Raw genomic sequence first — 12,836 nt, 5'->3', positions numbered from 1 at the left:
CTCGACTCCTGCGGCGCATGGATTCGAAGCGCCGCAGGGTTGTTGAAACAGAAGGCATCGCCGAGGTGGCCGAGGTTCGCCGAGCAAGGAGCGGGAAGGATCAGTGTTCCGTCACGAGCTGGCCGGCCTCCCTCGGATCGAAGTCGATCTCGGCCCGCTGGCAGGCGGCGATGAAGGACTCGCGGTCGTGGCAGCGCAGGTAGGCCTCCATGGGGTCCACCTTGCCGGACTGGATGAGCGCCACCAGCGCCTCGTTGTGGGAGGTCTGGCCGTAGCGGCTCTGCTTCATGGCGTCGGCGAGCTGGCCGAGGCGGTCGCCGCGGATCAGGGAGGCGATGCCGGGGTTGTTGAACAGCGTTTCAAGGGCCACCACCTGGCCCCCGCCGGCCATGGGCAGGAGGGTGTGGCCCAGGATGGCCGTGAGGGTCTCCGAGAGCCGGGCCAGGACGCGCCGGCGCTGGTCCGGGGGGAAGAAGCCCGCCAGGGTGGACAGGGTCTCCTCCTGGGTGGCGGTGGCGAGGGTCGCGATGACCATGCGCCCGGTCTGGGCGGCCTGGAGGCACAGGTCCAGGGTCTGGCCGTCCCGGATCTCGCCCGCGGCGAGGATGTCCGGCGCCTGGCGCAGGGCGGCGCGCAGGGCCTGCTTCTGGCGCACGGGGTCGCAGCCCACCTCCCGCTGCCGGATGAGGCAGGCCCCCGGGGGGAACTCGAACTCGATGGAGTCCTGGATGGTGACGGCGAAGCTCTTGCGGCTGGCGTTGGCCAGGGCCAGGAGGCAGGCCTGGGTGGTGGACTTGCCGCTGCCCATGGGGCCGGTGAGCAGGATCAGGCCCTTGTTGAGCCCGGCCAGGCGCCGCACGGTGTCGGGCAGGCCCAGGCTGTCGGGGTCGGGCACCTCCCGCGGGATCACCCGCACGGCGATGCTGGGGCCGGCGTGGCCATGGAAGAGGCTCACCCGCAGGCGGCAGGGGAGGCCCGGGTCGGTGCGTGCGAATTCCGTGTCCTGGCCGGCCAGGAAGGCCTCCCAGACCTTGGGCGGAACCCAGGTCTGCACCAGTTCCTGGAGCCGCTTGGCGGAGAGCTTCCCGTAGTCGCCCAGGGACTTCACCTCGCCGCCCATCCGGACCAGGGGGGGCTCGTCCGCGCCGAGGTACAGGTCCGAACCGCCGCCGGTGAGCAGGGTCAGGATGAGCGGATCGAGGCTGTCCAGGGCCGTGGCCACCGCGCCGGTCTCCGCGGCCGAGCGGAACCGCGCCACCACGAAGCGGGTGCCCAGGCTGGTCCGGCAGAGGAGCACCTGGAACCTGACGCCCTCCATGACGTAGTCGAAGCTGACGTTCTCCCCGCGCAGGTAGGCGGTGGAATGGTCCTCGGGCAGGATCTCCTTGGCGAGGCCGTCCAGCACGGTCCCAAGAAGCTCCTGGGAGCTCAGCGCGATGCGGTGGCCCCCCGCCACCTCCACCACGGGGGAATCGCCCGGATCCAGCCGCAGCACCGCCGCGCCCTTGTTCACCATCTGCATCAGGAACTTGTCGATTTTTGCCATGGCGACCGCCGTAAACCGTTGGAAGGTCCGCCCATGATACTAGTTTTCAGGAGCCGCCGCAGGGGTTGATTCCGGGAGGCTGAGGGCCTCGACCGTGCCGCAGGGGGAGCAGCGGCGGAAGTACTGCCCCCGGGTGGTGGAGCGGATGATGCGCATGGGCTGCCCGCAGCCGGGGCACAGGCCCGGTTCGGGCAGGCCCTCGGGCTGGTCCGCGGCCCAGGAGCCGCACAGCACGCACACCTTCGAGCCGGCCTTGGTGGTGCGCAGGGGGCCCTGGCACAGGCGGCAGGTCTGGGCGGGCTTGCCGTCGGCGGAGGTCTCGTAGGCCACGCGGCACTCCGGATCCTTGGAAGCCGCGCATTTCACGTAGTTGCGCCCCTCCCACTCCTTGAGGTGAAGGGGGGACCCGCAGCGTGGGCAGGCGCCCACCACGGGGCCCGAGGGAGGCCGCGCCGAAGCCGCGGGCGCCGCCGCCTTGATCTGCCCCACCACGTCCTTGACGAAGTCCCGGATGCCCTCCATGAAGGCGTCCCTGCTGGCCTCGCCGCGGCGGATGCGCTCCATCTGCGCCTCCCATTCCCCGGTGAGCTGCGGGCTGCGCAGGGGCTCGGCCCGGATGCTCCTGATCAGGTCGATGCCCTTGGGCGTGGGGGCCAGGATGTTGCGCTTGCGCTCCAGGTAGGCGCGCTTGAGGAGGGTCTCGATGATGTTGGCGCGGGTGGCGGGCGTGCCCAGTCCGCAGTCCTTCATGGCGCCCTTGAGCTCGTCGTCGTCCAGCTCCTTGCCGGCGCTCTGCATGGCGCCCAGCAGATCGGCCTCGCTCATGCGCTTGGGGGGGGAGGTCTTGCCGGCCTTGGGGAAGAGTTCCTTCGTCTCCACGGCCTCGTCCTTGGCGACGGCGGGAAGGGTTCCGGCCTCCTCCTCCTCCTCGGGCTCCTCGCCCTCCTCGGCCTTGGCCTCCTTCTTCGGGCGGGAGTGGGGCGGATCCACCTCGGACCATCCCAGGGCCTTGACCACGGTGCCGGTGGTCTTGAAGGACTCCTTCTCGATCCTGGTGACGATGGTGGTCTTGGCCTCGACCCGGTCCGGCCAGAAGGCCGCCAGGAAGCGCCGGGCGATGAGCTCGTAGATGCGGAGCTTGTCGCCCGTGAGGTTCTTGGCGGGGTTCTCGGTGGGAACGAGCGCGGTGTGGTCCTCCACTTCCTTGTCGTTCACGAAGCGCTTGTCCAGCTTCTGGGGCCACCGTTTGCGCAGGTCGTCCACGAAGGGCCGCAGGGCCTCCAGCTGGCCCGTGGCCAGGGAGCGGATCCAGGCGGGGATCTTCACCGCGTCGGCCTCGGTGAGGCACCGGGAGTTGGTGCGGGGGTAGCTGATGAGCTTGGCCTCGTAGAGTTCCTGGGCCACGGCCAGGGTGTGCTCGGCGGTGAGACCGAAGCGCTTGTTGGCTTCCTTCTGCAGGTTGGTGAGGTCGTAGAGGAGCTCGGGCTTCTTCTTCTCGGTGCGCGCCGTGACCGACGCCACGCGCCCCGGTTTGCCCTTGAGGGCCTCGGCCAGGGCCCTGGCGGCCTCCTCGGTGTCGAAGCGGTCCTGGTCCCGGCCGTCCTCCTTCCGGAACCACTTGCCCTTGTAGGCGCCTGCCCCGGCCTGGAACACGGCCCACAGGGTCCAGAAATCCCTGGGCACGAAATTCTGGATCTCCAGTTCCCGGTTCACCAGGAGGGCCAGGGTGGGGGTCTGCACGCGGCCGATGGAATAGACGCCCTCGCCGCCGGCCTTCTGCTGCACCAGGGTCTGGGCCCGGGTGCAGTTGATGCCCACGAGCCAGTCCGCCTCCTGGCGGCAGCGGGCCGCGTCCCGCAGGCCCGCATAGGCGTCGCCGGGCTTCATCCGCCCGTAGGCCTCGCGGATGGCGTCGTCGGTGAGGCTGGAGGTCCAGAAGCGGTGCACGGGCTTGGTGGCCCGGGCCAGCCGGTACACCAGGTCGAAGATCAGCTCCCCTTCCCTCCCGGCGTCGGTGGCGTTCACGATGTCGCCGACGTCGTCCCGGTTCATGAGGCGTTCCACCACATCGTACTGATCCTTGGTGGAGGCGATGGGCGCGTAGCGGAACTCCGGGGGGAAGAAGGGCACGCTGTCCATGCGCCAGCGCTTGAGGGCGGGATCGTAGCCTTCAGGGTCCAGGGCCTCCACCAGATGACCCACGCACCAGGTGACGATGACGCCGTTGCCCTGGATGAAGCTCCGCCCCGTGCCCTGGATCCCCAGCGCGGCCGCGATGGCGCGGCCCATGCTGGGTTTTTCGCTGACGATGAGGCGGATCGGAGTGGCCATGGTCTACCATTCTATGTCGAAGGTGTAGACTGGTGCAGAGGTAAGGGCGAATGGCATTCACTCCCGGTTCCAAGCGCGGCCAGATGGCGGATATCAACATGACGCCGATGATCGACGTGATGCTGGTGCTTCTGATCATCTTCATGGTGGCCGCCCCCATGCTCACCACCGGCGTGGACGTGAACCTCCCGGAGAGCCGCACCGGGAAGAACCTGGAATCCGAGGCCCTGGTGGTGACCCTGGCCCGGGACGGCCGCATCGAGTTCGAGAAGCACTTCGTCCAGGAGGGCGTCCTCAAGGCCCAGCTGCGCCAGCGCGCCGCGGAGAGCCGCAAGCGCCCCGTCATGGTCCGGGCCGACCTCAACATCCCCTACGGGCGCGTCATCACGGTGGTCGACGCCATCCGCGAGGCGGGCTTCACCCAGGTGGGCTTCGTCACCTCGGCCTCCACCGCCCCCGCGGGATCCGAGCCCATGGAACGCTGAGGCGCCGGTGAGCCAGGAACTCTACGCCTACCTCCACGAACGGGCCCTGCTGGGCAAGCAGGGGCTCAGCCTGGGGATCGGCGTGAGCGTCGCCGTCCACGTGCTGGTGGTGGGCGCCATCCTCTTCACCCCCAAGGCGCCCCCCCCGCCCGAAGAGACCAAGGTCACCTGGGTGCGCCTCCCCGCCGCCGGCGTCGAGGGCGTGGCCGGAGGCGAAGGCCCCCTGGAGCAGGGCAAGGAGGGCGAGCGCCAGCGCCGGGTGGAGGAGGTGGCCCCCAAGCGCAGCGAGCCCACCGGCTACAACGCCTCGCCCAACGCCTTCGGCACCAAGGCCTCCAAACCCCTCCAGGGCACCAGCACCAATCCCGACAGCATGGGCAAGGCCCCCGTGGCCTCCAAAGGCAAGACCCCCAGCCTCAACCCTTCAACCGGAGCCTCGGGCTCGGGCGGGGGGGGCGGCATCGGCGCGGCCACGGGCATCCCCGGCCTCAAGGCCTCCAACGGCGTGGCCGGAGGCACCGGCCTGGTGGGGGAGCTGGACGGCGACTTCCCCTTCATGTGGTACCTCCAGCAGGTGCAGAGCCGGATCACCGGAAACTGGAACCGCGTCACCTCCAGCCAGGGCCGGGTGCAGATCTACTTCCGCATCCGCAGGGACGGCGGCCTCGACGGCGCCCGCATCGAGATCCCCAGCGGGAACGCGAACATGGACCAGAGCGCCCTGATGGCCGTCCGCCGGTCCGATCCGTTGCCCAGGCTTCCGGACGGGTTCGAGGGGAGTTCCCTGGGCGTGAGGTTCTGGTTCACCTACCTGGGCAACTGAACCTTCAGTTCGCCTCTGCCGCATGATCGGCTGTTCGCCGTAGCTTCACCAGCAGGAGGGTGCTGCCGCCGGCATCCGTCTCCATCACCACCTGGTCCATCACCTGCTTCATGAAGAACACCCCCCGGCCGCAGGGCTTCAGGAGGTTCTCGGGCAGGTTGGGGTTGGGCAGGGCCGCCAGGTCCACCCCCTTTCCGGTGTCGCGGATGCGGATCTCCAGCCGGTTGGCCTGGGGGGTGAAGGTGACCTCGATGTTCTTGCGCTTGTCCAGCTTGTTCCCGTGGCGCATGGCGTTGCCGATGCCCTCCTGGATGGCCAGCCAGACGCGTTCCCCATCCTCGTGCGAGAAATTCATATGTTTGAGCAATTCCGAGCCCACCACCTGAATCAGGTCGATGAACCTCAGATCCGTGTTGCAGGTGAGGGAGACGGGAAGCAGGGGAGCAGCGGTCATGTACAAATATCCTTGGGCATCGGGAACCCTTGCTTCAAGTTAATTGGAAAACCCGGAGAAATGCCAGGAAATAACACCTGCCCGGCGGAGGCGGGGAACGGTAGACTGGAACCCTGACCGGATTGGTCTGGATTGGAGCAGGGCAGATGAAGGTGATCGTGGCCAAGACGGCGGGGTTCTGCTGGGGCGTGCGCAGGGCCATGGATGCGGTGCTGGAGGCCTCCACCCGCAGCAGCTCGGGCCCCGTCCAGACCCTCGGCCCCCTCATCCACAATCCCCAGGCCCTGGAGCTCATCGGCCGCCGGGGGGTGTCCGTGGCCGCGGCCCCGGAGGAGGTGGCCTCGGGCACCGTGGTCATCCGCGCCCACGGCATCCCCATTCAGTCCCTGCGTGGCCTCAAGGAGCGCCAGCAGCGGGGGGAGCTCACCATCGTCAACGCCACCTGCCCCGAAGTGGCCAAGGTGCACAGCAAGATCAAGAAGTGGAGCCCCAAGGGCTACTTCACCGTCATCCTGGGCACCCACGGCCATGCCGAGAGCGTGGCCCATCAGAGTTTCGCCGACAGCGGCAGCGCCATCGTGGCGAACATGGACGAGGCCCGGGCCCTCCCGGACGAGGTGCTGGAGAAGGTCCTGGTGGTGGCCCAGACCACGTTCACCACCAAGGACTTCCAGGAGATCTCCGAATACATCCGCGGGCGCTCCAAGGAGTGCATCGCGGAGAACACCATCTGCGAGGACACCTGGACCCGCCAGGAGGAGGCGCGCAACCTCGCCCGCACCGTGGACTACGTCATCGTCGTGGGCGGCAGGGCCTCCTCGAACACCAAGCACCTGGCGGAGCTGGCCGTGCACTACGGCAAGCCCGTGCAGTACGTGGAGACCGCCGCCGAGCTGGACCTGGACCGCTTCGACGGCATCGCCACCGTGGGCGTCATGGCCGGGGCCTCCACCCCCACCTGGCTGGTGGAGGAGGTGGTGGACATCCTCGAGCAGCACGGCAAGGGCCCGGAGCGCTATACCAAGCTCCTCGACGCGGCCTTCGGCACCCCCATGAAGCTCGCCGTGGGCGCGGCCGCCCTGACCCTGGGCGTCCACGCCTGGACCGGCCTGCCCCCCTCCTGGAAGTACGCCGCCATCACCGCCCTCTACGTGCTGACCATGTTCCTGCTGGCCCCGTACCTCAACCCCCTGGGCCTGGGCTCCAAGGGCCCGGCCCGGGCCCGCATCCTGGAACGGAACCGCACCCTCATGGTGGGCACGGCCCTGGCGGCCCTGACGGTGGCCCTGGTGCTGGCGGCCACCCTGGGCCTGGGTTCCCTGCTGGTGGTGGCCGCGGCCTCGGTGTTCGGCATGGTCTACAAGCGCAAGCTCCAGCTGGGTGACATGACCGTGAGCATCCAGGCCATCCCCGGCTCCAAGGACATCCTCGTCCCCGCCGCCCTGGCCGTGGTGGCGCTGGCGCTGCCGCTCTGGCACCATGGCCTGGCCTGGGGCCCCCGGGTCTGGGCCGGCATCCTCCTGGTGGCCGTCCTGGGCTTCGCCCGCACCACCCTGTTCAATCTCAAGGACATGCAGAACGATCAGATCCTGGGCAAGGAGACCCTGCCCATCGTCTTCGGCCGCCGCACCACCAAGATCCTCCTCCTGGCCGCCCTGGCCCTGGCCGGCGTCGCCGTCCTCGCCGCCACCATGAGCGTCCCGTCCCGCCACGGCTGGATCCAGGCGGGGATCATCCTGGTGTGCCTGGCCTACCCGGTGGTCCACCTGTGGCTCTTCCAGGAGCGGTTCTCCGCGGGCAAGCCCCGGTTCGAACCCTGGGTGGAGCTGAGCTTCTACATGGCCGGCCTCCTGGCGTTGTTCTAGTGCTGGAACGGCTCCTCGCCTCGGTGACGAGCGCCGCGGTGCAACTGGCCCTGCTGGCGGCGCTCTGGGCCGGGGGCATCCGGGGCGGATTCCCGTTCCAGGTCCTCGTCACGGTCCTCCTCGCGTCCACCCTCTTCATCGCGTGGAGGCGCCGCCCCTACGACCGGGCCCGCCTGGGCTTCCTCCTGACCCACCTCGGCCCCGCGCTGCTGCTGGCGGGCCTCGCCGGCCCCCGCTGGGCGGTGGTTCCGGGCCTGGCCTGCCTGGCCGTGGGCATCCCCTGGATGTTCTGGATCAAGCCGCTCCTGAGGCCGAAGAAGGACAAGGCTCCGCCTCCGGCCTGGGAGCGCCTCACCCTCCAGGGCACGCGCATCCTCTTCCTGGCCTGCGGCGCCGTGCTGGCGGTCCCCGCCCTGCGCAAAGCCGCGCCGGCGCCGTGGCTCCTGACCTCCTGGCTCATCCTCGCCGTGGCCCTGCACCTGCACCATGTGAAGGCGCTCAAGGGCCGCAAGGCCCAGTTGGCAGGGTTGGCGGGGTGGGTGCTCTGCATGGCCGCTTTTCTGACCCTTCGCTGATAGGTTTTGGCCCGTCGAGGGTGGGCAGCCGTCTATTAATTGCCTTTCTCGGCGATCCTCGGTTCCTCGGCGGCTCGGCGATAGGTTTTTTGCTGAATTTGCCTCAACGATTGGGCAATGAACAAACGGTTCGGCCGCTCATAAAAAGTGCTTATCGCCAAGGAACCGAGGATCGCAGAGGAAGAAAATCATACCCTATGTTGTTCGGTTCATTCCTTCCCCGCCCGGCGCCAGGGCACCGGAAAGAATCGGGGCACTTCGCGCCTGTAGGCCGCGTAACGGGACCCCAGGGACCGGAGGAGGTCCTTCTCCTCCAGGGCCGTGCCCACGAGGATGTAGACGGTCATGGCCCAGGCGAAGACCAGGTGGCCCACGGTCATGCGGGGGGTGGCCCAGAAGGTCGCCAGGAAGCCGAGCATCAGGGGATGGCGGACCCGGGCATAGAAGGCCGTGAGGCGGAAGGCCGCCTCCTGGTGGGGGACCCCCCGGAACCGCGCCCAGACCTGGCGCAGCCCGAAGAGGTCGCCGTGGCTGATCAGGAAGGTGCTCGTCACCACGAGGGCGGCTCCGGCGCCGAATCCCGCCTGGACCGCCAGGCGAAGGACAGGCTGCCGCAGGTGCCAGACCTCCGCGGGCAGGGGCCGCCACAGCCAGAAAAGCAGCGCCAGGGCGGCGCTGGAGAGAAGAACGTAGGTGCTCCGCTCCAGGTGGGGCGGCACGAGCCGCAGCCAGGCCCGCTTGAAGCCCGGGCGGGCCATGAGGCTGTGCTGGCAGCCGAAGACCGCCACCAGGGCGAAGTCCACGGCCAGGGCCTGCCACCAAGGGCCCGCAGGGCCTACCGAGACGGATCTTGGAACGCCGAAGTCCCCAACGAAGGCCATGAGATAAAAAAAAGAACCCAAAAATACCAAATAACAGAATAATCCATAAATAAGTGACGCAAAACCCATCCGCCCTCCAGAACGAAGCCATTCTAGGTCCTCCCGGGGGGCCTCGCCAGGGGTCCCGCACCGGGTTCATGCGGAACCCGTCCGCAAATCCACGCTACCCTGGCCGCATCTCCTTGGAGGACGCATGCGGCGCTGGGTGCTGATCACGGGTTGTTCCACCGGCATCGGCCGGGCGCTGGTGGAGGCCTGCCGGCGGACCGGCTGGAGCGTGGTGGCCACGGCCCGGCGCCTGGAAAGCCTGGCGGACCTCCCGGACGGGGAGGACCTGCTGCGCCTGCCCCTGGACATCACCGACGCCGCCAGCCTCGCCTCGGCGGCGGAGGCCTGCAGGCCCCTGCGGCTCACGGCCCTCATCAACAATGCCGGCTACGGGCAGATGGGGCCCCTGGAGCTGCTTCGGGCGGATGAGATGCGGGCCCAGTTCGAGACCAATGTGGTGGGCCTGCACGCGGCCACGTGCGCCTTCCTGCCCCTGATCCGGGCCGCCGCGGACCCCGGGGAGGGCCGCATCGTCCACGTGGCCTCCATCCTGGGCCGCATGAGCGTGCCCATGGCGGGGGCCTACAGCGCCTCCAAGCACGCGGTGGTGGCCCTGGCCGAGACCCTCAGGCTGGAGGTGGCCCCGGCGGTCCGGGTGATCCTGGTCGAACCGGGGGCGGTGCGGTCCGGGTTCCGGGAGACCCTCGCCTGGGCCATGGGCGACCTGCCCGCGAGGATCAAGGGGACGCCCTTCGCGCCCGCCATGGAGGCCTACCTGGACCGCCAGCGCACCCACGCCGCCAGCCACGGCCTCAGCGCCCAGGCCTGCGCGGCCCGCATCGTCTCGGCCATGGAGCGGGCGGATCCGCCCCGCCGGATCCTCATCGGCAGGGACGCCTTCTGGGCGACCCTGGGCAAGGCGCTCCTGCCCGGCACCGCCTGGGACTGGGCGGTGCGCAAGGCCTTCGGCCTTTCCTGACCAATCCAGGTGACAGGCCGGGGCCGCGCGACCAAACTATCCCCATGTCCGAAGACCGCCTCTACCTGATCGACGCCTTCGCCCTGATCTTCCGTGCGTACTACGGCAACCTCCGCATGAAGAACGGCGCGGCCCTGACCATGGCCCGCATGCTCCTGGCGCTGGTGGCCCAGCACAAGCCCACCCACATCGCCGCCGTCTTCGACCGGCCCGAGCCCACCTTCCGCCACGACATCTACCCGGAATACAAGGCCAACCGGGCCGAGATGCCCGAGGACCTGCGGCCCCAGGTGCCGCTCATCCGGGACCTCATCAAGGCCCTGAACATTCCCATCGTGGAGCTTTCGGGCTTCGAGGCCGACGACGTCATGGGCACGCTGGCCCGCCAGGCCTGCGCGGCGGGGCTTCCGTCGGTGATCGTGAGCCCGGACAAGGACCTCCTGCAGCTGGTGGACGACGCGGGCTGCATCCAGGTCCTCAACAACCGCGACGGCGAGGTGTGGATCGACCGCGCCGGGGTGAAGGAGCGCTTCGGCGTGTGGCCCGAGCAGGTGGTGGACGTGCTCACCCTCATGGGCGACGCGAGCGACAACGTCAAGGGCGTGGAGGGCATCGGCGAGAAGGGCGCCCGGGACCTCGTGGAGCAGTACGGGAACCTGGACGCCATCGTGGAGCACCGCGCCGAACTCAAGCGCAAGGCCCACCGGGAGGGCCTGGAGGCCGCCCTGCCCCGCCTGGAGCTGGTGCGCCGCCTGGTGACGGTGGTCACGGACCTCGTCCTGCCGGTGACCCTGGAGGACCTCGCCTACAAGGGCGTGGACCAGGCCCAGGCCCGGGCCGCCTTCAAGGCCCTGGGCTTCGAGCAGCTCACCAAGGAGTTCACGGAGGTGGGCAGCGCCAGCGCGCCGTCGGCGGCCCGCGCCTACCGCGCCGCGGCCACGAAGGCCGACCTGGTGGAGGCCGTGGCCCGGTGCCGGGAGGCCGGCACCTTCGGGCTGGACACCGAGACCACCTCCATCGACCCCACGCGGGGCCACATCGTGGGCCTGAGCCTCGCCTGGAAGCCCAATGACGGCCTCTACGTGCCCCTGGCGCACCTCAAGCCCGGCTCCGAGGACACCGCCGGGTCCCTGCCGGGGCTCCTGCCGGACTCGGGCCTCCCGGAGGGCCTGCTGGACCTGCGGGGCGAGCCCGGCGCCTTCTTCCGTGAACTGGCCCCCTACCTGGACCCCCGCAACATCCCCTTCGAGGAGGCCCTGGAGGTGCTGGGGCCCCTCTTCCTGGACGTGTCGGTGGGCAAGGCCGGCCAGAACCTGAAGTACGACCTGCAGGTGCTCAAGCGCCATGGCATGCCGGTGCGGGGGCTGGCCGACGACAGCATGGTGCTCAGCTTCCTGGTGGACTCCCGCCTGCGCCACAACCTGGACGACCTCTCCTCCCGCCACCTGGACCTGCGCCCCATCCCCTTCGAGGCGGTGGTGGGCAAGGGCAAGGCCCAGAAGCGCTTCGACGAGGCCGACTTCGGCCAGGCGGTGCAGTACGCCGCCGAGGACGCCGACCTGGCCCTGCAGCTCTGCCGCAAGCTCAAGCCGCTCCTGACCCCCGACATCCTGAGGCTCTACGAACAGGTGGACCTGCCCCTGGTGGAGGCCCTGGCGGACCTGGAGCTTGACGGGGTGCGCCTGGACGTCGGGGTCCTCGAACACCTGGCCAAGGCCATGCGCGTGGACCGGGACGCGGCCGCGGACCGCGCCTTCGAGCTCGCCGGCGAGGCCTTCAACCTCAACAGCCCGACGCAGCTGGGGAAGATCCTCTACGAGAAGCTGAACCTGCCGGTGCTCAAGCGCACCGACAAGACCAAGGCCCCGGCCACGGACGAGGACGTGCTGACCGAACTGGCCCTGCGGGAGGACGGGGAGATCGCCCGGGTGCTGCTGCGCCACCGCCAGACCCAGAAGCTCCTCTCCACCTACGTGGAGGCCCTGCCGCTGATGGTGAGCCCGGTCACGGGCCGCCTCCACACCCGGCTCCACCAGGCCGCGGTGGCCACGGGGCGCCTGGCCTCCTCCGACCCCAACCTCCAGAACATCCCCGTGCGCACCGAGGAGGGCCGGGCCATCCGCGGCGCCTTCGTGCCCAGGAAGGGCTGGGTCTTCCTGGACGCCGACTACAGCCAGATCGAACTGCGGGTGGTGGCGGCCCTGGCCGGGGACCCCGTGCTCCTGGGGGCCTTCTCCCGGGGCGAGGACATCCACCGCCGCACGGCCTCGGAAGTGATGGGGGTCGACATGGAGGCCGTCACCTCCGGGCAGCGCAGCGCCGCCAAGGCCGTGAACTTCGGCCTGCTCTACGGCCAGGGCGCCTATGCCCTGTCGGCGAGCCTGGGCATCAGCTTCAAGGAGGCCAAGGCCTTCATCGAGCGCTACTTCGAGCGCATGCCCAAGGTCGCCGAATGGATCGAGGCCACCAAGGCCAGGGCCGTGGAGGAGGGCCTGGTGCGCACCCTTTGGGGCCGCGTCCGGCGCATCCCCGACCTGCAGTCCCCCAACCAGGGCCTCAAGGCCCAGGCCCTGCGGGAGGCGGTGAACACCGTGGTGCAGGGCACCGCCGCCGACCTCATGCGCCGGGCCATGGTGCGCCTGCACCGGTCCCTGGAAGCCGGGGGCCTGGAGTCGCGGCTCCTGCTGCAGGTGCACGACGAGCTCCTGGTGGAGGCGCCCCCTGCCGAAGCCGATGCCGTCTCCGCCCTGCTCAAGGACGCGATGGAGGGCGCCGACGACCTGGGCCCCCTGGGCGTGAAGCTCGCGGCCGAAGTCCGGCGCGGAAACAGCTGGCTGGAGTGCAAGTGA

At 69.6% G+C, this 12,836-nt stretch carries 10 protein-coding genes; 6 read left to right on the top strand and 4 right to left on the bottom strand.

The genetic code is table 11. The features are described 5' to 3' along the window. Nucleotides 1-100: 100 nt before the first annotated feature. Together RAH40_RS00115 and RAH40_RS00110 are read right to left on the bottom strand one after the other, a co-directional pair. Entirely contained in the window at nucleotides 101-1,546 is a 1,446-nt protein-coding gene (locus tag RAH40_RS00115; RefSeq protein ID WP_306600002.1) for a type IV pilus twitching motility protein PilT, read from the bottom strand. A 39-nt stretch (nucleotides 1,547-1,585) separates the two neighbouring features. Continuing rightward, nucleotides 1,586-3,877 carry a DNA topoisomerase 3 gene (locus RAH40_RS00110; protein WP_306600001.1) on the bottom strand — a complete coding sequence of 764 codons (2,292 nt, stop codon included), beginning with the start codon at nucleotides 3,875-3,877 and terminating at the stop codon, nucleotides 1,586-1,588. Nucleotides 3,878-3,927: 50 nt separating this feature from the next. Here RAH40_RS00110 and RAH40_RS00105 point away from each other — a divergent pair, with 50 nt between their 5' ends. Beyond that, a complete protein-coding gene (locus RAH40_RS00105; RefSeq protein ID WP_306600000.1) occupies nucleotides 3,928-4,362 on the top strand; it encodes a biopolymer transporter ExbD in 435 nt (144 codons plus the stop codon). Between the two features lie 7 nt (nucleotides 4,363-4,369). Further along, nucleotides 4,370-5,185, top strand: a complete 816-nt coding sequence (locus tag RAH40_RS00100; RefSeq protein WP_306599999.1) for an energy transducer TonB — start codon at nucleotides 4,370-4,372, stop codon at nucleotides 5,183-5,185. A 4-nt stretch (nucleotides 5,186-5,189) separates the two neighbouring features. Here the strand turns inward: RAH40_RS00100 and RAH40_RS00095 are convergent, their stop codons facing one another. Further along, the gene (locus RAH40_RS00095; RefSeq protein ID WP_306599998.1) at nucleotides 5,190-5,639 is read right to left on the bottom strand and encodes an ATP-binding protein; all 450 of its coding nucleotides are present in this window, start codon (nucleotides 5,637-5,639) and stop codon (nucleotides 5,190-5,192) included. Nucleotides 5,640-5,785: 146 nt separating this feature from the next. Between RAH40_RS00095 and ispH the strand changes: the two genes are divergently transcribed. Next, nucleotides 5,786-7,504, top strand: a complete 1,719-nt coding sequence (gene ispH, locus RAH40_RS00090; RefSeq protein WP_306599997.1) for a 4-hydroxy-3-methylbut-2-enyl diphosphate reductase — start codon at nucleotides 5,786-5,788, stop codon at nucleotides 7,502-7,504. Continuing rightward, entirely contained in the window at nucleotides 7,504-8,079 is a 576-nt protein-coding gene (locus tag RAH40_RS00085) for a hypothetical protein (RefSeq protein ID WP_306599996.1), read from the top strand. The genes ispH and RAH40_RS00085 overlap by 1 nt, the downstream gene beginning before the upstream one ends. Before the next feature lie 209 nt (nucleotides 8,080-8,288). Here RAH40_RS00085 and mddA read toward each other — a convergent pair whose 3' ends face one another. Beyond that, nucleotides 8,289-9,029 carry a methanethiol S-methyltransferase gene (gene mddA / locus RAH40_RS00080; RefSeq protein WP_373432539.1) on the bottom strand — a complete coding sequence of 247 codons (741 nt, stop codon included), beginning with the start codon at nucleotides 9,027-9,029 and terminating at the stop codon, nucleotides 8,289-8,291. Between the two features lie 124 nt (nucleotides 9,030-9,153). On the opposite strand from mddA, the gene RAH40_RS00075 reads away from it, so the two are divergent. Then, nucleotides 9,154-9,987: an SDR family oxidoreductase gene (locus RAH40_RS00075; RefSeq protein WP_306599994.1), complete on the top strand. Its 834-nt coding sequence runs from the start codon at nucleotides 9,154-9,156 to the stop codon at nucleotides 9,985-9,987. Nucleotides 9,988-10,031: 44 nt separating this feature from the next. Beyond that, nucleotides 10,032-12,836 (top strand): DNA polymerase I, encoded by a 2,805-nt coding sequence (gene polA / locus RAH40_RS00070; protein WP_306599993.1) that lies wholly within the window; start codon nucleotides 10,032-10,034, stop codon nucleotides 12,834-12,836.

Source organism: Geothrix sp. 21YS21S-2, from assembly GCF_030846775.1.
Lineage (GTDB): Bacteria > Acidobacteriota > Holophagae > Holophagales > Holophagaceae > Mesoterricola.
Note: the sequence above shows the minus strand (reverse complement) of the source record. Positions and strands in the feature narration are given on the sequence as shown.

Coding starts and splice junctions, on each gene's coding strand:
- polA (WP_306599993.1), top strand. CDS start 10,032: ATGTCCGAAGACCGCCTCTACCTGATCGACGCCTTCGCCCTGATCTTC.
- mddA (WP_373432539.1), bottom strand. CDS start 9,029: ATGGGTTTTGCGTCACTTATTTATGGATTATTCTGTTATTTGGTATTT.
- RAH40_RS00110 (WP_306600001.1), bottom strand. CDS start 3,877: ATGGCCACTCCGATCCGCCTCATCGTCAGCGAAAAACCCAGCATGGGC.
- RAH40_RS00115 (WP_306600002.1), bottom strand. CDS start 1,546: ATGGCAAAAATCGACAAGTTCCTGATGCAGATGGTGAACAAGGGCGCG.
- ispH (WP_306599997.1), top strand. CDS start 5,786: ATGAAGGTGATCGTGGCCAAGACGGCGGGGTTCTGCTGGGGCGTGCGC.
- RAH40_RS00095 (WP_306599998.1), bottom strand. CDS start 5,639: ATGACCGCTGCTCCCCTGCTTCCCGTCTCCCTCACCTGCAACACGGAT.
- RAH40_RS00105 (WP_306600000.1), top strand. CDS start 3,928: ATGGCATTCACTCCCGGTTCCAAGCGCGGCCAGATGGCGGATATCAAC.
- RAH40_RS00075 (WP_306599994.1), top strand. CDS start 9,154: ATGCGGCGCTGGGTGCTGATCACGGGTTGTTCCACCGGCATCGGCCGG.